At 68.7% G+C, this 22,933-nt stretch carries 18 protein-coding genes, 1 tRNA gene and 1 pseudogene; 8 read left to right on the top strand and 12 right to left on the bottom strand.

What is annotated here, in order from left to right:
• Window positions 1-131: 131 nt before the first annotated feature.
• Window positions 132-443 (bottom strand): (2Fe-2S)-binding protein, encoded by a 312-nt coding sequence (locus OG389_RS20665; protein ID WP_266906367.1) that lies wholly within the window; start codon window positions 441-443, stop codon window positions 132-134.
• 287 nt (window positions 444-730) lie between these two features.
• Here OG389_RS20665 and OG389_RS20660 point away from each other — a divergent pair, with 287 nt between their 5' ends.
• On the top strand, window positions 731-1,744 hold the full coding sequence (locus OG389_RS20660) for a helix-turn-helix transcriptional regulator (protein ID WP_328299946.1): 1,014 nt from the start codon (window positions 731-733) through the stop codon (window positions 1,742-1,744).
• A gap of 249 nt (window positions 1,745-1,993) precedes the next feature.
• Here OG389_RS20660 and OG389_RS20655 read toward each other — a convergent pair whose 3' ends face one another.
• The 4 genes from OG389_RS20655 to dnaK all read right to left on the bottom strand — a co-directional run bounded on the left by OG389_RS20655 (window position 1,994) and on the right by dnaK (window position 6,256).
• Window positions 1,994-2,446: a heat shock protein transcriptional repressor HspR gene (locus OG389_RS20655; RefSeq protein WP_328299945.1), complete on the bottom strand. Its 453-nt coding sequence runs from the start codon at window positions 2,444-2,446 to the stop codon at window positions 1,994-1,996.
• 1 nt (window position 2,447) lies between these two features.
• Window positions 2,448-3,641 carry a molecular chaperone DnaJ gene (gene dnaJ / locus OG389_RS20650; protein ID WP_328299944.1) on the bottom strand — a complete coding sequence of 398 codons (1,194 nt, stop codon included), beginning with the start codon at window positions 3,639-3,641 and terminating at the stop codon, window positions 2,448-2,450.
• Between the two features lie 63 nt (window positions 3,642-3,704).
• Window positions 3,705-4,403, bottom strand: a complete 699-nt coding sequence (grpE, locus tag OG389_RS20645; RefSeq protein WP_328299943.1) for a nucleotide exchange factor GrpE — start codon at window positions 4,401-4,403, stop codon at window positions 3,705-3,707.
• Window positions 4,403-6,256, bottom strand: a complete 1,854-nt coding sequence (gene dnaK, locus OG389_RS20640) for a molecular chaperone DnaK (protein ID WP_328299942.1) — start codon at window positions 6,254-6,256, stop codon at window positions 4,403-4,405. Before dnaK ends, grpE begins: the two co-directional genes overlap by 1 nt.
• 247 nt (window positions 6,257-6,503) lie before the next feature.
• Between dnaK and OG389_RS20635 the strand changes: the two genes are divergently transcribed.
• Entirely contained in the window at window positions 6,504-7,037 is a 534-nt protein-coding gene (locus tag OG389_RS20635) for a sugar transferase (protein WP_328299941.1), read from the top strand.
• Between the two features lie 151 nt (window positions 7,038-7,188).
• Window positions 7,189-9,717, top strand: coding sequence for a (Fe-S)-binding protein (locus OG389_RS20630; protein WP_328299940.1), 2,529 nt, complete (start codon window positions 7,189-7,191; stop codon window positions 9,715-9,717).
• A 148-nt stretch (window positions 9,718-9,865) separates the two neighbouring features.
• On the opposite strand, the gene OG389_RS20625 is transcribed toward OG389_RS20630, so the two are convergent.
• The gene (locus tag OG389_RS20625; RefSeq protein WP_328299939.1) at window positions 9,866-10,897 is read right to left on the bottom strand and encodes a hypothetical protein; all 1,032 of its coding nucleotides are present in this window, start codon (window positions 10,895-10,897) and stop codon (window positions 9,866-9,868) included.
• A gap of 253 nt (window positions 10,898-11,150) precedes the next feature.
• On the opposite strand from OG389_RS20625, the gene OG389_RS20620 reads away from it, so the two are divergent.
• A complete protein-coding gene (locus OG389_RS20620) occupies window positions 11,151-12,062 on the top strand; it encodes a Yip1 family protein (RefSeq protein ID WP_328299938.1) in 912 nt (303 codons plus the stop codon).
• Window positions 12,063-12,156: 94 nt separating this feature from the next.
• Here the strand turns inward: OG389_RS20620 and OG389_RS20615 are convergent, their stop codons facing one another.
• Both OG389_RS20615 and dcd read right to left on the bottom strand, forming a co-directional pair.
• Window positions 12,157-12,657 carry a phosphoribosyltransferase gene (locus tag OG389_RS20615; protein ID WP_328299937.1) on the bottom strand — a complete coding sequence of 167 codons (501 nt, stop codon included), beginning with the start codon at window positions 12,655-12,657 and terminating at the stop codon, window positions 12,157-12,159.
• Window positions 12,654-13,241, bottom strand: a complete 588-nt coding sequence (gene dcd / locus OG389_RS20610) for a dCTP deaminase (RefSeq protein ID WP_112446214.1) — start codon at window positions 13,239-13,241, stop codon at window positions 12,654-12,656. The genes OG389_RS20615 and dcd overlap by 4 nt, the downstream gene beginning before the upstream one ends.
• A gap of 558 nt (window positions 13,242-13,799) precedes the next feature.
• On the opposite strand from dcd, the gene OG389_RS20605 reads away from it, so the two are divergent.
• A tRNA-Gly gene (locus OG389_RS20605) sits at window positions 13,800-13,870 on the top strand.
• Window positions 13,871-15,100: 1,230 nt separating this feature from the next.
• Here the strand turns inward: OG389_RS20605 and OG389_RS20600 are convergent.
• From OG389_RS20600 to OG389_RS20590, 3 genes are all read right to left on the bottom strand, one after another.
• Entirely contained in the window at window positions 15,101-16,057 is a 957-nt protein-coding gene (locus OG389_RS20600; RefSeq protein ID WP_328299936.1) for a hypothetical protein, read from the bottom strand.
• A gap of 926 nt (window positions 16,058-16,983) precedes the next feature.
• Window positions 16,984-17,757, bottom strand: a complete 774-nt coding sequence (locus OG389_RS20595; RefSeq protein ID WP_328299935.1) for a hypothetical protein — start codon at window positions 17,755-17,757, stop codon at window positions 16,984-16,986.
• Window positions 17,758-17,759: 2 nt separating this feature from the next.
• Entirely contained in the window at window positions 17,760-18,500 is a 741-nt protein-coding gene (locus OG389_RS20590; RefSeq protein ID WP_328299934.1) for a helix-turn-helix domain-containing protein, read from the bottom strand.
• A gap of 413 nt (window positions 18,501-18,913) precedes the next feature.
• Here OG389_RS20590 and OG389_RS36800 point away from each other — a divergent pair.
• Window positions 18,914-19,591: pseudogene (locus OG389_RS36800) on the top strand (transposase); the annotation flags it as partial.
• Window positions 19,592-19,812: 221 nt separating this feature from the next.
• Here OG389_RS36800 and OG389_RS20575 read toward each other — a convergent pair.
• Window positions 19,813-20,505: a response regulator transcription factor gene (locus OG389_RS20575; RefSeq protein WP_328299932.1), complete on the bottom strand. Its 693-nt coding sequence runs from the start codon at window positions 20,503-20,505 to the stop codon at window positions 19,813-19,815.
• Between the two features lie 277 nt (window positions 20,506-20,782).
• Between OG389_RS20575 and OG389_RS20570 the strand changes: the two genes are divergently transcribed.
• Entirely contained in the window at window positions 20,783-21,742 is a 960-nt protein-coding gene (locus tag OG389_RS20570; RefSeq protein ID WP_328299931.1) for an LLM class flavin-dependent oxidoreductase, read from the top strand.
• Window positions 21,743-21,865: 123 nt separating this feature from the next.
• Window positions 21,866-22,933, top strand: coding sequence for a daptide biosynthesis RiPP recognition protein (mpaB, locus tag OG389_RS20565; protein ID WP_328299930.1), 1,068 nt, complete (start codon window positions 21,866-21,868; stop codon window positions 22,931-22,933).

Raw genomic sequence — 22,933 nt, 5'->3', positions numbered from 1 at the left:
TATCCGGTTCAACCTTGTCCGGTTCAACCACTGGACATGAACATCACAGCGACGCCATCGTGGTCAGGTCCACGATGGCGTCGCTGTGTGGGGGTAGCGCCTGAGCGATCTTCGACGACAGGGGAATCGCTTCAGGCACTGCGGGGGGTGGCGGCGGATTCGGGCTCGAAAAGTTGGTGGTCACGCTGGTCCAGGTTGACGAAGACCATGCCGTACCGGATCTCGCAGCGGACGGGCTGCGGTGCGCCCCGGGGTCGGCGCAGACAGCGGTAGGCGCGGACGTCCTCGTCCTCTTCCCGCACCACGATGATCGGCTGGCCGAACAGGGTGACCTTCAGTGAGTCACCGGCGTAAGGAATGGCGCTGGTGAGATCGATGAACTGCCAGCCCGAGCGGTATGCCGATGCCATTTCACGGCGGAAGCCGTGGTCGTCGGGGGTCATCAGGAGGCCCGCGCGGGGATGGTGTCCCACCCGATATCCGTCTTGCCCGACGGCGCCGCGGCCGGACTCGACCCCGACGCGGCTTGAGCGCTCCCCGTATCCCCTGTGGCGGCGCTGATTGCCCCAATGACCGCAACGACGGAGAAAACAACGGCAAGCGCCGAGCGAAGCATTCTCTTATACATGGTCGGCTTCGTCCTCACTTGATGGAATCCTCTCCCCCGCGTGTCAGACGATGGCTCATTCAGGCACGTCAGTGCCACAGGGACGATGCATCATGTTCTTACATGTTCAGGACCCTGGGGGGTGGAGATTTGCCCAACAACGACATAAACCCGACACATCCCCACCCGGTCACCAGCATGTGCGCCGAGGGGACACGGCTGTACGCGGCGGCGCTGAGCACCGGCCGCGTGGCCCGCAGCGAGGTCGGGAACGTCCCCTGCCTGCTCGAATTCGGTCTGTTGCGGCCCGACCCCGATGACGCGAACCAGCTCCGCGCGGTTCCACCCTCCGTCGCACTCGCACAGCGTCTCCACCCGCTCGAGCAGGAGATCCAGGACCGCCGCCGCAGCGCCGTGGATCTCACCGATGCATTCGAGCCGTTCCTGGCCATCAGCGCCCGGAGTCCTTCGAACACCCACGCCATCACCGCGCTCGAAGGCCTGGAGCAGATCAACGCGGCGCTCGACCTGGCCACCGCCGAGTGCCACACCGAGGTGCTGACGATCCAGCCCGGCGGGGGCCGGTCCCCCTTCGTCCTGTCCCAGTCACTGGAGCGCGGCACCAACGTGATCGACCGCGGGGTCAGCATCCGCACGCTGTACCAGCACACCGCGCGGCACAGTCAGAGCATGCTCGCCTACGCAGACCGTATATCCACGGGGAAGGTTGAGATCCGCACCCTCGAAGAACTGATCGAGCGCCTCATCATCTTCGACCGTACCGTGGCTTTCATCCCAGCCCGCGACGACCGGCGTGTCGCGCTGGAGCTGCGCCACCCCGGAGTCGTGGCGTACCTCATCAAGGTGTTCGAGCAACTGTGGCGCCGCGCCGTGCCGTTGGGCGACGAGGTGACCTACGAGCACACGCCGGCGGGCATCTCCGGCGTGCAGCGCTCCATCGCCCAGCTCCTCATCGAGGGGCACGTGGACGAGGCCATCGCGCGCCGGCTCGGAATGAACGTACGGACCTGCCGCGCGCACATCGCCAAGCTCGCCTCCGCCCTGGGCAGCGGCAGCCGGGCACAACTGGGCTTCCTCATCGCGCAGTCGGGGATCCTGGAGGACTCGGAGGGCTGAGCACGGGCGCCGGGCGCCGGGCGGAGGTACCGGGCCCGGACGCCGCACACGGCTCCGGGCAGGCTCCTGGCGGCGCCCTGGGGACCGCCGGACACCGTCCGGTCCCGTCGGGGCCGTCCCCGGTGCGAGCGCGGCTCTGAGGGCGTACCGAGCGGCCCGGCGGCCGGTCCGCGGCAGAACGCGAAGGGCCCCACCCGGTTCACCACCGGGTGGGGCCCTTCGCGTCACGTCCCGTCGTACGGGCCGCGTTCAGTCCATCGGCCGCTTGGGCGCGGGGCGCCAGACGACCAGGGCACTGCCCGGCTGCGGCGGCTGGTACGGGACCAGGTCGCGCCGGTACGAGGCGTGCACCTGGGCCTCGCGCTGCTGGAGGACGGCGGCGGCACCGTCGACCGCCGTCGAGAGCTCGGCCACGCGCTGCTGGAGCGCGGCGACCTGGTTCTCCAGCTCGATGATCCGCTTGATGCCGGCCAGGTTGATGCCCTCGTCCTGGGACAGCGCCTGCACCGTGCGGAGCAGTTCGATGTCGCGGGCCGAGTAGCGCCGGCCGCGTCCGGCCGTACGGCCCGGGGAGACCAGGCCGAGGCGGTCGTACTGACGCAGGGTCTGCGGATGCAGGCCCGAGAGCTGGGCGGCCACCGAGATCACGTAGACCGGGGTCTCGTCCGTGAGTTGGTAGTGGCTCCTACGGCGGCCGTCCATGTCATGCTCCCTTCGCGGACTCGAACAGCGCGGAGCGCGGGTCCTCGGACTCCGTCGCCTCGCGGTACAGCTCCAGGGCCTCGCGGGCCTTGTCGTTCAGCTCGGTCGGGACTGCGACCTCCACCGTCACCAGCAGGTCGCCGCGGGTACCGTCCTTGCGGAGCGCCCCCTTGCCGCGAGCCCTCATCGTGCGGCCGCCCGGAGTGCCCGGCGGCAGCTTCAGCGTCACCGAGGGGCCGTTCAAGGTCGGGACCTTGATGTCGGCTCCCAGCGCCGCCTCCGCGAACGTCACCGGAACGGTCACCGTGAGGTTGTCGTCCTTGCGGCCGAAGACCGGGTGCGCGCCCACGTGCACGACCACGTACAGGTCACCGGCCGGGCCGCCGCGCTCACCCGGAGCACCCTTGCCGCGCAGCCGGATCCGCTGGGAGTCGGAGACCCCCGCCGGGATCCGGACCTGCATGGTCCGGGAGCTGCGGGCGCGCCCGCTGCCCTTGCAGATGTCGCAAGGGGTCTCGGCGATCAGGCCGCGGCCCTTGCAGTCCGCGCAGGGGTCGGTCAGCGAGAAACCGCCGCCGCTGCCGCGCGAGACCTGGCCGGTGCCGACGCAGGTCGGGCACACGCGGGGCGTGCCGTTCTTGTCGCCGGTGCCCGAGCAGGCCTTGCAGGGCGCCTGCGAGGACATCCGGAGCGGGACCGTGGCCCCGTCCACCGCCTCCGTGAAGGAGAGGGTGACCTCCGACTCGATGTCCTGGCCGCGGCGCGGCTGGGTACGGGTGCCCGCGCCCGGGCCGGTGCCGCCGCGGTTGAACAGGCCGCCGAAGACGTCGCCCAGACCGCCGCCGAAGCCGCCGCCCGCACCGCCCGTGCCACCGGTCTGCTGACCGCCGAAGAGGTCGCCGAGGTCGAAGTTGAACGAGCCGCCGCCCCCGCCCGGACCGGGCCTGAAGCCCCCGTTGCCGAACAGGGCGCGGGCCTCGTCGTACTCCTTGCGCTTCTTGGAGTCGCCAAGGATGTCGTTCGCCTCGGAGATCTCCTTGAAGCGCTCCTCGGCCGAGGCGTCGCCCTTGTTGGCGTCCGGGTGGAACTCGCGGGCGAGCTTCCGGTACGCCTTCTTGATCTCGGCCTCGGTGGCGTCCTTCGGGACACCGAGGACCTTGTAGTAGTCCTTCTCGACGAAGTCCTTCGTGCTCATCCCCGGTGTCCCTCCTCTCGTGCTTCTCGTCCTTCTCGTCCTGCTGGTGCTACGTGTTCAGCGTCAGCCCTTGTCGGGGGCATCCGCGTCCTTGGCCGACAGGTCCGACGGGGAGTCGGTCTCCGCCGCCTCGGACTTCGGGGTCGCGCCCGGCTGGGGCTCGGCCACCGCGACCCGCGCGGGACGGATCGTACGCTCGCCGATCCGGTACCCCGGCTGCAGGATCGCCACGCAGGTGTCCTCGGTGACGTCCGGCGCGTACGAGTGCATCAGGGCCTCGTGGATCGTCGGGTCGAAGGGCTCGCCCTCCTTGCCGAACTGCTGCAGGCCCATCTTGGCCGCGGCGGTCTCCAGCGATTCGGCCACCGACTTGAAGCCGCCGACCAGCTCGCCATGTTCCCTCGCCCGGCCGATGTCGTCCAGGGTCGGGAGGAGTTCCGTCAGGAGGGACGCGACCGCGATCTCCTTGACGGCGATCCGGTCCCGCTCCACCCGGCGGCGGTAGTTCTGGTACTCGGCCTGGAGCCGCTGGAGGTCCCCGGTGCGCTCGCCGAGCGCGGTACGGGCCTGGTCCAGCTGGGCCAGGAGAGCTGCACCACTGTCCGGGGCGGACTGGGCGGACTGTGCTGCTGCGGAGTCCCCGGCCGGGGCCGCGGCCTCCTCCTTGGAGGAAGCTGCGGCCTTCGGCTCGGCGGCGTCGTCAGGCGCGGCGTCGGCGGGGACTTCGGGCTTCTCGTCGAAGCCCGGGGTCTCCTCCGACATCAGGCAGCGCCGCCCTTCGGCTTCTCGTCGTCGACGATCTCGGCGTCTACGACGTCGTCCGCGGCGTCTCCAGCTCCGGCCTGCTGGGCACCCTCGGCGCCGGCGGCGCCCTGAGCGGCCTGGGCGTCGGCGTAGATCGCCTGGCCGAGCTTCTGGCTGACCGCGGCGAGCTTCTCGGTCGCGGTGCGGATCTCGGCGGTGTCCTCGCCCTTGAGCTTGTCCTTCAGCTCGGTGACCGCGGCCTCGACCTCGGTCTTGACCTCGGCCGGGACCTTGTCCTCGTTGTCCTTGACGAACTTCTCCGTCTGGTAGACGAGCTGCTCGCCCTGGTTGCGGGACTCGGCGGCCTCGCGGCGCTGCTGGTCCTCCTCCGCGTACTGCTCGGCCTCCTCGCGCATGCGGTTGACCTCGTCCTTGCCGAGCGAAGAACCGCCGGTGACGGTCATCTTCTGCTCCTTGCCCGTGCCGAGGTCCTTGGCCGTGACGTGCATGATGCCGTTCGCGTCGATGTCGAAGGAGACCTCGATCTGCGGGACGCCACGCGGGGCCGGCGGCAGGCCGGTCAGCTCGAACATACCGAGCTTCTTGTTGTACGCCGCGATCTCGCGCTCGCCCTGGTAGACCTGGATCTGCACGGACGGCTGGTTGTCCTCGGCCGTCGTGAAGATCTCGGACCGCTTGGTCGGGATCGTGGTGTTGCGCTCGATGAGCTTGGTCATGATGCCGCCCTTGGTTTCGATACCCAGGGACAGCGGGGTCACGTCGAGGAGCAGGACGTCCTTGACCTCACCCTTGAGAACGCCCGCCTGGAGGGTCGCGCCGATGGCGACGACCTCGTCCGGGTTGACGCCCTTGTTGGCGTCCTGACCGCCGGTGAGCTCCTTGACGAGCTCGGCGACGGCTGGCATGCGGGTGGAGCCGCCGACCAGGACCACGTGGTCGATCTCGGACAGGTTGATGCCCGCGTCCTTGATGACGTTGTGGAACGGGGTCTTGCAGCGGTCGAGCAGGTCCGCGGTGAGCTGCTGGAACTGCGAGCGCGTGAGCTTCTCGTCCAGGTGCAGCGGGCCCTCGGCGGAGGCCGTGATGTAGGGCAGGTTGATCGAGGTCTCCGTGGAGGAGGACAGCTCGATCTTCGCCTTCTCGGCGGCCTCGCGCAGACGCTGGAGCGCCATCTTGTCCTTGGACAGGTCGACGCCGTGGCCGTTCTGGAACTGCTTCACCAGGTAGTCGACGACGCGCTGGTCCCAGTCGTCGCCACCGAGGTGGTTGTCACCGTTGGTGGCCTTCACCTCGACGACGCCGTCGCCGATCTCCAGGAGCGAGACGTCGAAGGTGCCGCCACCGAGGTCGAAGACGAGAATGGTCTGGTCGTCCTTGTCGAGGCCGTAGGCCAGGGCGGCGGCCGTCGGCTCGTTGACAATACGCAGGACGTTCAGGCCCGCGATCTCGCCGGCCTCCTTGGTCGCCTGGCGCTCGGAGTCGTTGAAGTAGGCCGGGACGGTGATGACCGCGTCCGTGACCTTCTCGCCCAGGTACGCCTCGGCGTCGCGCTTCAGCTTCTGCAGGATGAAGGCGCTCATCTGCTGCGGGTTGAAGTCCTTGCCATCCAGGTTGATCTTCCAGTCAGTGCCCATGTGGCGCTTGACGGAACGGATGGTCCGGTCCACGTTCGTGACCGCCTGGCGCTTGGCCACCTCGCCGACGAGGACCTCGCCGTTCTTGGCGAAGGCGACGACGGACGGCGTGGTCCTGGCGCCCTCGGCGTTGGTGATGACGGTGGGCTCGCCGCCTTCCAGAACGCTGACGACGGAGTTAGTGGTGCCCAGGTCGATGCCGACCGCACGTGCCATTTTGATTCCTCCAGCTGACTTGAGTGGAACAGACTCAAGAATGCATCAACGCCGCCCCGGCGTCAACAGAGGTGAGTCGAGGGGACTCAACCTTTAGGCTCCCCTTACGCGCAAGCCCGGATCCGACCCCGTCGGCGTCCGAGGCGCGGGGTCCGGGGCGTGGCCCGGCAACGGTGCCGCAGCCGAACGGGGCACCCCGGCCGCGCGGCAACCCGGGACCGCCGGAGGCGTACGGCACCGTGCTGGCATGCCTCTGCTGCTACGCCTCCCCGCCCGGCCAGGGCTGAAGCCGGCCAGGCCATCGGCCAAGCGGGTGCTCGACCTCCTCGGGGCGGTGGCCCTGCTGACCCTGCTCGGCCCGCCACTGCTACTGGCCTCCGGGCTGCTGTACGCGACCCAGGGCCCCCGGGTCCTGGTGAGCGAACCGGCGGTGGGCCTGGGCGGCCGGCCCTACCGGGCGTGGCGGTTCCGGGTCGGCAAGGGCCGGGCCGGGGCCGCGCTGGAGCGGACCGCGCTGGCCGGACTGCCACAGCTGCTCAATGTGGTCCGCGGCGAGATGTCGCTGGTCGGGCCGCGCCCGGAGCCCCGCACCGACCGGCCCGAGCGGCTCCTCGTACGGCCCGGGATGACCGGACTGTGGCAGGTGAGCGCACGTTCGGACCTGCCGTGGGAGGAGATGGACCTGCTCGACCGGCACTATGTGGAGAACCACTGGCTGGGGATGGATCTGGCGATCCTCGCGCAGACCCCGCGGGCGGCCTGGCTGCACGGCCGGCCCTGAGGGCCGGCCCTACCGGGCGGGTCGGGCGGGGGCAGGGGCGAGCGACGCAGATCACCGCCCGCTCGGCTACATTGCGGCGTCGGGACTGGGTAACCTCAAGCCTTGACTGGATAAGTTACCGCTTAGTAAGTGCCGCCCGAGGAGCCTTTCCATGCAACTCGCCGCGATCATCGTGTCGCTGGTCCTGACCGTGGTCGGCGTCGCGCTGCTCGCCCGAGCCGTGGCGCAGATCTACCGCTTCGTGAAGCTCGGACAGCCCGTACCGGCAGGCAGCCGTACGGACGACCCGAAATCCCGAACGCTCACCCTGGTCCGGGAGTTCCTCGGCCACAGCCGGATGAACCGCTGGGGCCTCGTCGGCTTCGCGCACTGGTTCGTCGCGATCGGCTTCCTGACGCTGCCGCCGACGCTGGTGCAGGCGTACGGGCAGCTCTTCCAGGCCGACTGGACGCTCCCGGTCGTCGGCGAGTTCCTGCCGTTCGAGATGTACACCGAGTTCATCGGCCTGATGACCGTCCTCGGCATCCTCGTACTGATCACGATCCGCCTGCTGTCGCTGCCCTCGCGGGCCGGCCGCAAGTCGCGGTTCACCGGCTCGAAGGCCTGGCAGGCGTACTTCGTCGAGTACATCATCCTGACGATCGGCCTCGCGATCCTCGCGCTGCGCGGCCTCGAGGGCGCGATCCACCACGTCGGCTCCTACGAGCCGGCGTACTTCGTCTCGTACCCGCTGGTGCTCGCGTTCAAGGGGCTCTCGCTCGGCGCGCTGCAGAACGCCATCTACTTCACCGGCATGATCAAGATCGGCACCTCGCTGATCTGGATGATCGTGGTCTCGCTCAACACCAACATGGGTGTGGCCTGGCACCGCTTCCTCGGCTTCCCGAACATCTGGTTCAAGCGGAACGCCGACGGCGCGACGGCGCTCGGCGCCCTGCAGCCCATGACCAGCGGTGGCAAGGTCATCGACTTCGAGGACCCGGGCGAGGACGACGTCTTCGGCGTCTCGCAGGTCGAGCAGTTCTCGTGGAAGGGCATCCTCGACTTCTCCACGTGCACGGAGTGCGGCCGCTGCCAGTCGCAGTGCCCGGCCTGGAACACGGGCAAGCCCCTCTCCCCCAAGCTCCTGATCATGTCGCTGCGCGACCACGCGCACGCCAAGGCCCCGTACCTGCTCGCGGGCGGCGGCAAGGACATGGAGGGCAACGAGAAGGCGACGCCGGAGCAGTTGGCCAACGTCCCGGCCGCGGCCCTGGCCGAGGCGGAGCGCCCGCTGATCGGCACGGCCGAGGAGAACGGGGTCATCGACCCCGACGTCCTGTGGTCCTGCACGAGCTGCGGCGCGTGCGTCGAGCAGTGCCCGGTCGACATCGAGCACATCGACCACATCGTCGACATGCGGCGCTACCAGGTGATGATCGAGAGCGCGTTCCCGTCGGAGGCGGGCACGATGCTCAAGAACCTGGAGAAGAAGGGCAACCCCTGGGGCCTCGCGAAGAAGCAGCGAGTCGAGTGGACCAAGGAGGTGGACTTCGAGGTCCCGATCATCGGCAAGGACGCGGAGGACCTCTCCGAGTTCGACTACTTGTACTGGGTCGGCTGCGCGGGCGCCCTCGAAGACCGAGCGAAGAAGACCACGAAGGCCTTCGCGGAGCTGCTGAACATCGCGGGCGTCAAGTTCGCGATCATGGGTGGCGACGAGAAGTGCACGGGTGACTCCCCGCGCCGCCTGGGCAACGAGCCGCTGTTCCAGCAGCTGGCCCAGGAGAACGTCGCGATGCTGAACATGGCGTTCGGCGAGGACGACGAGGACGAGTCGACGCGCAAGCCGAAGTCGGCGAAGCGGATCGTCTCCACCTGCCCGCACTGCTTCAACACCATCGCGAACGAGTACCCGCAGCTGGGCGGCGAGTACGAGGTCATCCACCACACGCAGCTGCTCCAGCACCTGATCGACGAGGGCCGGCTGCTGCCGGTGACGCCGGTCGACGGGCTCATCACGTACCACGACCCGTGCTACCTGGGCCGGCACAACAAGGTCTACACGCCGCCGCGCGAGATCATGTCCGCCGTTCCGGGCCTGCGGCAGCAGGAGATGCACCGCCACAAGGAGCGGGGCTTCTGCTGCGGCGCCGGTGGCGCGCGGATGTGGATGGAGGAGCGGATCGGCAAGCGCATCAACAACGAGCGCGTCGACGAGGCCCTGTCCCTGAACCCGGACATCGTCTCCACCGCGTGCCCGTTCTGCCTGGTGATGCTGACCGACTCGGTGAACGGCAAGAAGAACGAAGGCCAGGCGCAGGAACACGTCACGGTGGTCGACGTGGCGCAGCTGCTGCTGGAGTCGGTGAAGACCCCGGAGCCTCCGGTGGTGGAGGAGCCGGAGCCGGAGGTCGTCGCGGAGCCGGAGGTCGTCGCGGAGCCGGTGGCTGTGGCGGAGCCGGTCGCGGTGGCGGAGCCGGTCGCGGAGAAGCCCGCTGCGGAGGCTGAGCCCGAGGCGAAGCCGGTCGCGGAGCCGGAGGCGAAGCCTGCCACGGAGGCGAAGCCTGCCACGGAGACGGAGCCGGTCGCGGAGACGGCTGCGGCGGAGCCCGCCGCGGACGCCGAGCCCGCGGCCGCCGAGCCCACGCCGAAGGCGGAAGTGCCGGCCGAGCCGGAGACCGAAGCCGGGGCGAAGTAGCCCGCGCAGCACGAACGCCGGAACGGCCCGCCCCCACACGGGGGCGGGCCGTTCCGCTGTTCGGGGTCCGGGCAGAGCCCGGTTCCGGGAAGGGGCGGGGTGGGGGGAAGGCCCCGCGCAGCGGCCCCGCCCACCCGGCGCACGCGGATCAGGCCCGGTCGCCCCGGCTACGACGCAGCACCGCGAAGCCGAGCCCGGCGGCGCCCATGGCGGCCATGCCCCCGCCGGCGGCCAGCAGCATCGGCGTCTGCCCGTCCGTCTCCGACGACACCGGCGCCACACCCTCCGCACCGGCCTTCACCCCGCCCTTGGGCACGACCCGCTCCCCCGCCTTCTTGACGGGCGCAACCACCGCGGCGTCCTTGGCGACCTTCGAGTCCCCCGCGACCTTCGCGTCCTTCGCGACCTCGTACCTCTCGATCAGCTTGCCGGTGGCGAAGTCGTACACCCAGCTGTTCCCGCCGCTCCGGCCGTCGATGACGACGAACTTCACGCGCTTCCCGTCCTGGACGAGCTTGTACGTCCAGCCGTCGTTCATCGCGTTCGGGTGCTTCAGGTCGATCGTCCCGAGGAGGTTCCCGTTCGGCATCGAGATCTCGACGCGCTTGCCGTTCGGGCCGTCGATCAGCCGCGCGTTGCGCCCGTCGGGCATGGCGACCTGTACGGAGTTCTCCACCTTCTCCACCGGCTTCGGCTTCGGCTCCGGCTCCGGCTTCACTCCCTCGACCCACGACGTGACGGTGCCGTTCGGCTGGAGGACCACGTGCAGGCCGTTGTTCTGGCCGCGAGCCGCCTTGCCACCCGTGCTGACCAGGGTGTCCAGCTTGACGTCACCGGAGAAGATGTCGGCCTCGAAGTGGCTGTCGCCGAACTGGTAGACCTTGGCGACCGACCCGTCCGCCAGCTTCACGGTCGTGACGTAGGCCCGGACCGGCGGCGTCACGGGAGGCGTGGTCGGCGGCGTGGTCGGCGGGACACTCGGGTCCACCTGCGGGTCCACCTGCGGATCCTGCGGCCCCTTCGGATCCACGGACGGCTGCCCCACACCGGGCAGGACACCGGGCTCGGGCACCGCCGGGGAGTCCGCGAAGGCGGATCCGACCGGGAGGGCCAGGACGGCGGCCGCCCCGGCGACGACGGCGGCGGTACGGAGGGTGGTGCGGCGGCGGGGGCTGCGCATGACAGGAACTCTTCTCGTGCTCGTTCGTGCTCGTTCGCACTGCGTGGCGGCTACGTCTACGAAGCTACGGGCCCGCTATGTCCGTATTCCGTAGGGGATGTAACAGGGATCAGCAGACTGCCGCGCAGCCACGTAAACCACCCCGGGAAGGCTCTCCAGGTACCCCCTAGGGGATGTCACAGCTCAGCCGCAAAGGGTGCTTCTTACCGCCGCCCGGCCATGGGGCCGCTCCGGAGCGGGTACTTTCGATCACGTGGCTGGATTCAGGATCGGACGCGGCCGGGACAACAACCGCACCCCGCAACAACCCCCGCGGCAGCAGCCGTACGGTCAGCAGCAGGCGCCCCAGGCCCCCGCACCGTACGGCCAGCAGCCCTACGCCCCTCAGCAGTGGCCGCAGCAGGCCTCCCAGGGGGGGCAAGGCGAGCCCGAATACTTCGACCCGCACGGCGGCGACGCCGGGCAGGGCCAGGGATACGGATACGGCGGTCCCGGACACGGGAACGGCCACCCGGGTGACTCCCCGGGCTACACCCAGGCCTTCTCCATCGGCGAGGACCCGTACGCGTACACCCAGGGCGGTACCTACCAGGCGGGCGCGGCCCAGGCCGCCGGCCCCACGGGTCCGCGGCTGCCCTGGAAGGAACTGCTCCGCGGCATCGTGACGCGCCCGGGGCCGACGTTCCTGCAGATGCGCGACTACGCCGTCTGGGGTCCCGCGCTGATCGTGACGTTCCTCTACGGTCTACTCGCGGTCTTCGGGCTCGACGACACCCGTCAGGACGTCATCAGCGCGACCCTCAGCAAGGCCGTCCCGATAGTGCTCTCGGCGGGCGTGGCCTTCGTGCTCTGCGGGCTCATTCTCGGCGCCGTCACCCACACCCTGGCCCGCCAGCTGGGCGGCGACGGCGCGTGGCAGCCGACGGTGGGCCTGTCGATGCTGGTCATGAGCCTCACGGACGTACCGCGGCTGCTGTTCGCGATGTTCCTGGGCGGCGACAACATGCTCGTCCAGATCCTGGGCTGGGCCACCTGGGTGGTGGCCGGCGCACTCTTCACCTCACTGGTGGCCAAGTCGCACGACCTGCCGTGGCCGAAGGCCCTGGGCGCGTCGGCGATCCAGCTGGTGGCCCTGCTGTCGATCATCAAGCTGGGCACCATCTAGCGGCCCCGCCGCCCACCCCGCACGCACACAGAGGGGCCCGCCGCACGCGGTCGCGTACGACGGGCCCCTGCACGTGCGACGCGCATCCACCCGGTCAGGCGTCGAGAACCTGCCCTTCGCGCCTCACCACGGGCGGCTCGACCGACCAGGGGAAATTGATCCACTCGTCGGTCTTCTTCCACACGTACTCGCACTTCACGAGCGAGTGGGACTTCTCGTAGATGACGGCCGACCGCACCTCGGCGACGTGCCCGAGGCAGAAGTCGTGCACCAGCTTGAGCGTCTTGCCCGTGTCGGCGACGTCGTCGGCGATCAGCACCTTCTTGTTGGTGAAGTCGATCGCCTCGGGCACGGGCGCCAGCATGACCGGCATCTCCAGGGTGGTCCCCACCCCGGTGTAGAACTCCACGTTCACGAGGTGGATGTTCTTGCAGTCCAGGGCGTACGCCAGCCCGCCGGCGACGAACACCCCGCCGCGGGCGATGCTCAGGATGATGTCGGGCTCGTAGCCGTCGTCCGCGATGGTCTGCGCCAGCTCGCGCACGGCCCGGCCGAATCCCTCGTAGTCGAGGTTCTCGCGCACTGCGTCACTCATGCCTCGTGCCTCACCTGGGTCCGGTGGAAGTTCTGGAAGGACCGCGAGGCCGTCGGGCCGCGCTGGCCCTGGTACCGCGATCCGTACCGCTCGCTCCCGTAGGGGAACTCCGCGGGCGAGCTGAGCCGGAACAGACACAGCTGTCCGATCTTCATACCCGGCCAGAGCTTGATCGGCAGCGTGGCGAGGTTCGACAGCTCGAGGGTCACGTGCCCGGAGAACCCGGGATCGATGAAACCGGCGGTCGAATGCGTCACCAGACCGAGGCGGCCCAGGCTGGACTTCCCCTCCAGCCTGGAGGCGATGTCGTCGGGCAGCGAGATGACCTCGTACGTGGAGGCGAGCACGAACTCACCGGGGTGGAGGATGAACGCCTCGTCCCCGTCCGGCTCGACCATCCGGGTCAGATCGGCCTGCTCGGTGGCGGGGTCGATGTGGGCATAGCGGTGATTCTCGAAGACCCGGAAGAACCGGTCGAGACGCACATCGATGCTGGAGGGCTGCACCATCGACTCGTCGAAGGGGTCGATGCGAACCCGTCCGCAGTCGATCTCGGCCCGGATGTCTTTATCGGAGAGAAGCACCTCCCGAGGATACGCAGAGCGCGCGGACCGCCCCAATCGAGGCGGCCGCCCGCGCGCCGGTAACGCCGTGCCGCCAACGCCGCCGATGCCAACCGCACCGCGGCCTCCTCCGGCGTCGCACCTACTCCCTACCGCTTCTCGTTACCGCTTCGCGCTACCGCTTCGCCGCGGCTCCCACGGGCACGGCATGCCGCAGCCGCGCGCACCGCGGACACCGCAGCAGCCGGCCCGGCCCGATCCGGCCGGCACCGAGGTGCTGCAGCGGGAACGAAGCGGTGCTGAACACGTGCCCTTCGGCACAACGGACGACGGTGTGCTCCATCGAGTCCCTTTCCCCAAGCAGCCGTACTGCGACGAATCGCCACATTAGGGGATGAACAAGACCCACTCCAGCCGCCACTCCAGCCGCCACCGCGCAGCCACACGCTACGCCCCAACTCCCGCCCCCACGACCGTCCGTGCACCCCACACGCAACGCGACCCCCGGGGCGAATTCACCAGGGGTCGATCATGGGGTAGGGTGAGGAACGATAGGGCTCCAGGCAGCTGGACCACTATGCGGATGTAGTTTAATGGTAGAACATGAGCTTCCCAAGCTTATAGCGCGGGTTCGATTCCCGTCATCCGCTCTTCCAAGAAGGCCCAGGTCAGCGACCTGGGCCTTCGTCGTTGTCCAGACCTATCCAGGTGCCGCGCACCACTTGCGCACCACCCGCCTCCCTGCGTGGCTGCTCGGCAGCCTCCTGCTGCGCGGCGCAACCATCCCGTTCGGCCCCGCCAGCGCCTCCTTCCGCCTGTGGTTACCCGAGTGCCGGTAGATCAACGCGGCCTTGTCCGAGGGCTGGCATGCGCGAACCATGGAGTCCTCCAGGGTGGTAGCGACCCGGAGAGCAATCCGCACTTCGGAATCACCACACATGTGACGGTGTAGCACCGAGAGCAGCGGCTCATACGACCCATGTTCGTCCGCCTCGCGAAGGAAGTCTGTAGGGCAAAGCCCACATTGCTGCGATGCCCAGCGAATCCGCGATGAAGCCGAATCGGCATGGGACGACTCCCTGGCCGGGCCTTGGAAGGGTCCAGCCCCACACTTAACCGATACTCCGTCGTCAACGGAAGCGGGCCCTCACAGGCCGCGCAAGGCATCGAATCCACGAGGGCCTCTTCCACTGCTGCGCGGCGCGATACTGGGCGTGAGCCGTCACCGCCATCCAACTGATCGTCTCTACCGCCAAACCAGAAATCCGCAGCCAGACGATGCCGTTGTCGTGAGTAGCTCGCGCGTCAAGGACCGAACAGCCACGTACTCGTAGGGCGTCCCACTCTGCTCTGAAATTGACTTCCACAGAGATCAACGCAGTGCACCTCCTGGTAAGAATCAGTCCGATATAGACCATCCTTCGCGGATCGAAGATCGAAGTCAGCTGCATACATGAGGCTTTTGTGGGTCTTGGGTTGAGGCCCGCACAGGCCGACGGGCACCAGCTCACCGCGAACAGATGACGGGGAACCGTACGGCTCCAATGCCAGAGCAACCAATCCCGATCCAACGGAAATGAAGCGACCGAGGCTCGGGGGCGGGTGCTCCGGCTCGCCAAACACACCCCAGCAGCCGAAGTCTTCGGGGCTCAGAACCACTGCTGCCGCCTCTCCGCACGTTCGCCAGGAAAAGCTCCAGGCACTGGAGGCGGAGACGGTGTTCCTCAGCGGACGAAGCTGCGGGTATGCGTCACTGCTCGTGATGACACTGCCTGCGTCAGACCACCGATCGGATGTGGTCCGGGCCTTCGCCCTTCGCGATTCCCCCTCGCAGGGCTCAAGGCCACCACCGGGCGGGTGCTGCGTCGAGGGGGCCAAAGTCACGGACAGGAGGTGCCAGTCGCCGGATAGAGGGAGACATCCTCGGCTCGCATGCGGACGGCATGCTCGGAAGAGAAGCGACCACGCGCCGGGGAGGGATCCCACACCCACAGGTCGGTGCCTTCCCGAGGGAACACCAGGACCGGCCGGCTCGTCGGGAGCGGCCCCGGCTGGACGGAAATCGGTTTGGCCGGGTCAACCGGTCGCACGCAAACCAGCCGCCCGTTGATACCGAAGTATCCCGGAGGCTGCTCGCCCTTGACCGCCGCCGAGTATGTACGTTCCGCAGCAGCCTGGACCTCCTTCAAGGCCAGCTCCGCCACTCCCAGGGCGGCGAGCAGAACGAGCAGGGGAAACACCCCATTCACCATCACGCCTTGCGAGATGTGCAGGTTGAAATACTTGGCCCATCCGTAGAGGGACACGTAGATCAGTGTGATCACAAGAGTCAGTGCCACCGGCTTGAGTGCCACAGAGGAGCGCCAGTAGAAACTGATGTGCACGGCCGGCTCGGGGATTCCCAACACATCTTCGAGATAGGCCGTGTGAAGGAAGGAACCGATCCAAGGGAGCACGAACGGAAGCGGCGCGATGAGCACGGGCAGAAGCAGCAGCAGATTGCGGCTCAGCCAAGAGCGGGAGAAGGCGTGCCAGCAGCCGAAGGCGGTCACCACCATCAATAGCCCCTGGGCAAACCCCCAGAACTGGGCTCCGAGCCCGGCTGGGCCGTGCACCAGCCACTGGTGCAGTACCCAGGTGGAGCCGCCGACGACGAGCGCACCGCACGCGAGGCGCATGAGCCGGGGCCTTGGCTGGTTCGACGTGATCCAGTGGCCAACCGGCCCGAAAGAAGTGAGAGGCGCCAATAGCGCCAGAAACCGCCACGGGGAGGAGAACGACGCAATCGTCCAGGCACACAGTAGCGGGAAGGCTACGGCGAGCAGTGCCATCGTCACGGGTCCAAAGCGTCGCAGAACATGACTTGGTGACGATGACCCCTCTGTCTCCCGTCTTGGCCTGGGCCCGACGGAAAGGCGAAGGTCGTGGGTGTCGTCGTCGAACACCGCAGATCCCTGGGTGAGACTCGCCCACTGCTCCTTCACCCTGGCCTTCAGCTGCTCACCGTCCTCCCCGGGGACGAGCGGAACAGTCAGCACATGGCCGGTATCGGCTCCGCCGAGGGCCTCGATGTGGCGTCCAAGCCAACAGCGGAACCTCCCAGCTCCCGGCGGCGTCCGCCGCACCACCCGTACCAGGGTGGTGCCCCGCTCCTCCTCGTACCGGGCGAGTCTTGCCTCCCGGATCCGGAAGTTGACTGGAGGCTTCCTCAGGAGGCGGACCGCCTGCTCCCGGACAGCACCAACCGCCGTCCTCCGCTGGCCGTACGCGAGGGCATCGATGACCAGGACAACGCGCCCATCTGTCACCATCAGCCTGTCGTGCGGCTGTGCCGTCCGTACCTTCCAGCCCGGCTGGGATCCGAGTGCCTCGACCGCGCGCTGGGTCTCATCCGGGTCGTCGGGACCCTCAACGATTACCCAGACGCGCTGAGTGGCAGCAGAGAGCACTTCACCCGCCGGGCCGCCGTCGGGCTGACCGGCATCGGCCCCGGCGGCACTGGGCTCATCTCTCTGCGGTGGCACCACCGCCGGCAAGTGGGCCCGCCCAGGGCGCCTCACCTGTACTAACGCATTCAAAAGTCCTGCCACCGTCTTCCTCCTTCTACTCCTGTGAAGTTGAGGAAAAAGAGTGACAGCAGGCACTGACAGAACACTCACCGGGCAACGTTGCGGCCAGCAAGACAGAGCGGAAAGCGTTCCAACTGCATTGCGCGCTTGTGAAACACCTAGCCGGCTACGAGGTCATGGGCCTTCGGCCGTCCTCACGTCACCGCAGGCGGAGACAAGAACGCGAACATGGCCTGGCCGTCCGCCCGGGCGCTCTCGTCGGCCAATTGACGCCAAGCTGCATGCTGCGGATCGTTCAAGGCCTTCGCGAACGCGAGCTTCTTACGGTCGCCCTTGTCGAGTTGGTCTCTGAGTTGCAGCGGATTGGCGGGCAACGAGAGCAAGAACGCCAGATCGCGATAGTGGCGCTCCGGCGAAGCGGTCTTGATGCTCACCGCTGCAGCCTTCGCCACGATCGCCCCCAACAGGCTGGGGCGTCGGATCCGGCCCGCCCTCGACCCCAGTCGCACTCTCACAGCCTCGGTTCTCCGCGCAGCCTGCCGGCCGCCCGGCACCTCCAGCGTGCGGCCGGGCGGCGTCGTTGTGAGGTCTGCACGGGGGCCGAGGTTGTCAGGCGCCAGCAGATCCACCACCAACCGCTGCGGCTCCACACCGCGCTGATAGCGGTGCAACAAGTTGCCCTGCGGCGACATGCCGGCGGGGGAGAATCCGAGCCGTTCGAGCGCCGCGACCAAACGACGCAAGCTCTGCTGGTCCGACTGCACGTCAGCCAGAACATCCAGGTCGGCGCTCGCCGCCGGTGGAGTCCGACCGTGCTCCAGGCCGTGCAAGAGCACCATCTGCCCACCGATCAGCGACCAGGCATCCGGCACCTGCTCCGAAAGGTCGAACAGCACGCCCCACAACTCCACCAGCGGGCCGGTGAACAGGTCCGACTCCAGTCGTACATCGGGCAGATCAGCCGCCATGATCACACCTTCCGAGGCTGCGCGTAGCGAGTCAGCAGGGACTCGAGCAACACGGCTGCGGCAGCGTCGGCTCGGCTCTCATGGAGGTCCAGCAAGTCGGCCGCCACCACTGAGGCGGGGACGTCATGGCCCTGCCCTGGGGCTTCAGACCTTGAGGTCAAGAACGGCCACATCTCCGACGGGGGGATTCGGACCGAGACATTGCCCCGCTCTTCATCACGGACCATGCCGAACGCGGCTTCCAGCTTTTCGACCCGGTCGGGGTGTACGTAGATCTCCGCAGGGCCGAGGGAGATGTAGTCCGCCCCTGCCTGTGCCGCAGCACTCGCTCCTCCCCGCACCACATCCTGAGCGGCGAGCAGAACGGGCAGTACGCCTGAATGAACGCGGTACGAGCGAACCTCGGCACGGGCGGCAAGGAGTTCTTGGACCAGAGCTGGAGACAGTTGCCCGTGGGCAAGGAGGTTCCGCAACCGCGTCCTCACCCGGGACTTCTCTGCATCGGACAGGCCCACCGGCTGATGGCCGTCCAGCACCGCCAGAACGCCCCATGCATTGCGGGCCGACAGCGGTCTCCGCGAACGGCGGCCCCGATCCTTGCGATCCCGGACGCTGTCCCCGGCAACCAGCCAACGGCCACCGACCCGCTGCCCCTGCAGCTTTCCGTCATGCAGCAACTGACGGACGCGGGAATCATCCACCCCGAGCAGGGCCGCAGCCTCTTTCACCGACAGCAGTTCCATGACCATCTCCTTGCGCCTCCCCTCACGAAACCATGAGAGAATACGCAAGCAGCCTCCCACCCGGATCCCCTTGCGTCAAGCCTCACGCAATCAGGATCCAAGACGCAACCGTCGAGGCAGGGACGTGCCGCACGACCCAGGCCAGCGGACGCGTGCCCCATCCGTGCCCTTCCGAGCGGCGAACAGCGGTCAATACGGGTATGGGCGGACCCTCGAGGCAGCCCTCCCAGAAGGCTGTTTCCACAGGTCAGATGCCATATGGACACCCCAGGCAACATAGATTCCCAAGCTTATAGCGCGGGTTCGATTCCCGTCATCCGCTCCAGAGCAAAGCCCCAGGTCAGCGACCTGGGGCTTTTGCGTTGCCTAGACCTTTCTCATGACCTGAGTCGGAGATTCGTCGTTAGTTCGGTATGAGTCGTCCGGGTCCGAAGATTCCTCCGTTGTCGGTCACTGATGCCCAGCGGGCGGTGTTGGAAGGTCAGTTGCGTCGTCGTACGACGACGCAGGCGCTCGCTCAGCGGTCACGGATCGTGTGGGAGTGCCGGACGGGCACTCGGTGATGGAGGTGTCGCGGCGACTGCGCATCGCTCCGGACACGGTTCGCACACGCCGAAGAACGCGACGCACTGGTCGACCCGGTCGATGGCCGCGGCGACGGGAATGTCGCAGTCGACGGTCTCGAGGATCTGGCGCACCGACGCCACTGGGCCGCCGAGTTCGAGAAGTTCCTGACCAAGGCCGACAAGGAGGTCCCCGATGATCTCGAGGTCCATCTGATCCTGGACAACTACGCGACCCACAAGACGCCCGACATCAGGAAGTGGCTGCTGGCCCACCCGCGGTTTCACCTGCACTTCACGCCCACAAGTGCGTCGTGGCCGAACCTGGTGGAGCGGTGGTTCGCCGAGCTCACACAGAAGAAGCTCAAGCGTGGAGTCCACCGCTCCGTCCAGGCCCTCGAGCGTGACATCCGGGCCTGGCTGACCGACTGGAACGACCAGCCCAGGCCCTTCGTCCGGACGAAGACCGCCTACGAATTCCTCGACATAGTCGCCGCCTACTGCCACCGAACCTCCGACTCAGGTCACTGGCCGCAGGCCGTCCATCCAGCTCGCAGACCCGTCATCATCCCCTTCGTCGAGGAGCGGTCCCTGCTCCCCTACGACGGCCGGCCGCCCACCTGCGCAGCGTCCAAAACCAACGGGCGCGCAGCTGAGCAGGGACCACCCACTTCCCGGCTCCGAGCACCGGGGCGCAGGGGTGCTCCGGTCAGCCGTCGCCGAGGGATCCACTCTGTGGGCCGGTGCTGCTACGCGGCTTCCCCGCGCGGCTCGCTCCGGAGGCCGGCGCGCCAGGCGATCGCCGCCGCGCGCACGCGGTTGTCCGTGTCCAGCTTGGCCAGGACCGAGCGGACGTGGTCCTTCACCGTCTCGGGGCTGTTCCCCAGGTGATCGGCGATCTCGCGGTTGGTCAGACCGTCGCTGACGAGGGCGAGCACGTGGCGTTCGCGTGCAGTCAGGGATTGCAGCCGGGCTCGGTTCTCCTCCGAGCAGCCCTCGCGGGGGCCGTCCTCCGGCGCGGCCACAACGCGCAGGTAGCCGTCGATGACGGTCCTGGCCACCGAGGGCGAAAAGGCCCAGCCGTGCCGCGCGACTTCGCGGATCGCCTGCGACAGTTGTCCGGGTGTGCTGTCGCGCAGCAGGTAGCCGCCCGCTCCTGCGGCCAGCGCGCTCTCCACGTGGGTGTCGGCGCCGGGACCGGCGAGTACCAGCACCTCGGGTGCCTGGGGCAGCCGGCGCGTCCTTCTGACCATGTCGATGGTTTCGCGCGTCGGCGCCTGGGTGCTGAGCAGCACCACGTGGGGCGGCCTCGACCGGATGGCGCGAAGGGCGTGGTCACTGCTGTCGTCCCACTCCACGTGCAGCTGGTGGTCCGCCTCGACGAGCACTCGCAGAGAGGCTCGGACAAGTGCTCTGTCTTCTACTACCGCAACCGATATCACGTGCGTTCTCTCCCCCGAGCAATACTACGCGTGGTGCTTTTGTCGCTGGTCGGGGGAGAGCGTACCGGACGGTATCACGCCCCCCGTTCAGGGGGAACGGCCGCTTCCGCTCCCCCTGTTCGGTGGACGGAATGCAAAATTCCCCCCCACCTTGGGGATAGTTGCAGGGTCCATCGACACAGCACGATGGGACCACTCCGAACCTCGGGGAACGACGCGCCGAGACCGGTTGCCGGTTCTTCGCGGGGGGTTCACCGATGCTGGAGAAGAAGACATCTTGACTGTGTACTCAGTCCTCATCCCGTACGTGCCGCGACGTCCTGAGCAGGTACTGCCGTACGCCGCGCTGGTGCAATGGACCAAGGCGCAGCGGCTGTGGCAGGGGCAGGCCCTGATGATCGAACCGCACCAGGGGTTCGTCTACGCGGCGGGTGCCGGCTTCCGGGTACCGGTGGGGCTCGGGGTGACGCTGATGCCGTTGCGCCACCCGTACGAAGCCGCCTTGCAGGCCCGGTCGTTGGCCATGACGACGGGACAGCCGGTCATCGCCGGGTTCGGACCGGGGGGCAAGCCGCTGCAGCAGAGCCTGCGCGGCGCGCCGTACCCGAGCCCCCTCAAGGCGGCGCGGGAGTACCTGACGACGGTCCGGGGGCTGCTGGACGGCGAGGCCGTGGACATCGACGGCGACTACGTCACCTGCAACGCGGCGCTCTCCGCCTTCCCGACGCCGCCGGTGGAGATCGGACTCGGGGTGCTGCGGCCGGGCATGGCGCGGCTCGCCGGTGAGGTCGCCGACGTGGCCATCACGTGGCTGACACCGGCGGCCTATCTCCGGGACACCGTGGTTCCCGCGCTGCGGGAAGGTGCCGCGGCGGCGGGCCGCCCGACGCCCCGGCTGACGGCGATCGTTCCGCTGGCGCTGAGCCGGTCCGACCGCCCGGCGGCCGAGCTGGCGCTCGCCAGCAACGCCGCCCACCTGGACGGCTCGCACTACATCGACATGCTGCGCAGGTCCGGCGTCGACGTCGCGGACGGCGATCCCCTCTCCAAGGCGCAGGCGCTGGTCGAGGGCAATGCCTTCCTCAGCGGAGACATGGACGAGCTCGCGGCAAAGCTCGCCGCGTACGAGGCGGCGGGCGTGGACGAGGTCGTCCTCAACGTGACGGGCGTGTGCAACGTCTACGGGCCGCAGGTGGCCATGGAGGAACTGAAGAAGTTGCTGGCCGCACTGGCCTGAGCGGCGACCGCGCACCACCCGGCAGGGAGCGGCCTGCCCACCACCAACGAACGCACCACGACGAGACGGTCGTGGGCGACACGCACCACGCGAAGAACGCGGCAACAGGAAATCGGGGAATCGATGAGCGGGATCAAAGGGCGCCTGACGGTATGGGCGGCGGGCACGGACTCCGCCGCCTCTCCCGCCGGCTCCGCCTCCGGGACGGGCGTGATCGTCCTGGAGAACGCCGGACACCTGGCGCAGGTGCTCCGGTCGGACCTCGTCGGCCCCCACACCACCGTGTTCGCCCCCGGCCACACGGGCAGCTCCGAAGGCCCCGCAGTGGTGGGCTACGAGGGTTCGCCGAGCGAGTCCGGCGCCGAGTTCTCGATCCCCTCCGACTCCGGCGACTTCTTCCTCCAGCTGCAGAGCTACGGCATCAGCGAGTACATGTCCGTCGTCGGCCCCACCCTGGTCCGCGTCGCCGACCCGGCGGACTTCGACGCCTACCTCGCGGACGCCGACAGGGCACGGCAGGACGGCGTCTTCGCGGACTTCCTCACCCACCCCGTCATCCAGCTCGGCGACCTCTCCGCACTCGGTGCGGACGCCACGGCCGACGGCCCCCGGCTGCGGTTGTACGTGAACCGGGCGGGGGAGCTGTCCACGTCGCCCGGCGGGAGCCGGCTCGGCGCCCTCGGCGACGGCCTGGCGGCGCTCCACGCCGAGTGGGTCCGGATCAACGCGGCGAGCGCACACCCGTGCGCCGTGTCCCTGGGCGCGGTGGTGCCCGAAGCGGAGCGGGCGGCGGCACTCGGCGAACGGCCGTGGCTGGGCCGCTACCTCGCGGCGGTCGAGGCGGTCCGCCGGCTCCGCTTCGGCGGCTCGGCCGTCCCGCGCGTGTCGGGCTTCGGCCACCGCCTGACGGCCGGGCTGCCGGACGGGGACGCCGCCGCCGACGCGGCCGGCACCGGGCTGCCCCTCGTCCTGTGGACCGACGAGGCCGCGTACGTGTACACGGCGACCGGCGGCCGGACGTTCCAGGTGGACCACCTGACCGCCCGGATCGTCGAGGCGCTGCTGGCCTGCGGTTCCATCGCGGCGGCGGCGGTCTTCGCCGACCGGGAGGCCCTGGAAGGGGCCGCGGCCCGCTTCGCGGCGGCCGGCGTCCGCCTCACCCCGCCCGCCCTCGTCGCGGTGGGGAGCTGA

The organism is Streptomyces sp. NBC_00435, from assembly GCF_036014235.1.
In the GTDB taxonomy this organism is placed as follows: Bacteria; Actinomycetota; Actinomycetes; order Streptomycetales; family Streptomycetaceae; genus Streptomyces.
Note: the sequence above shows the minus strand (reverse complement) of the source record. Positions and strands in the feature narration are given on the sequence as shown.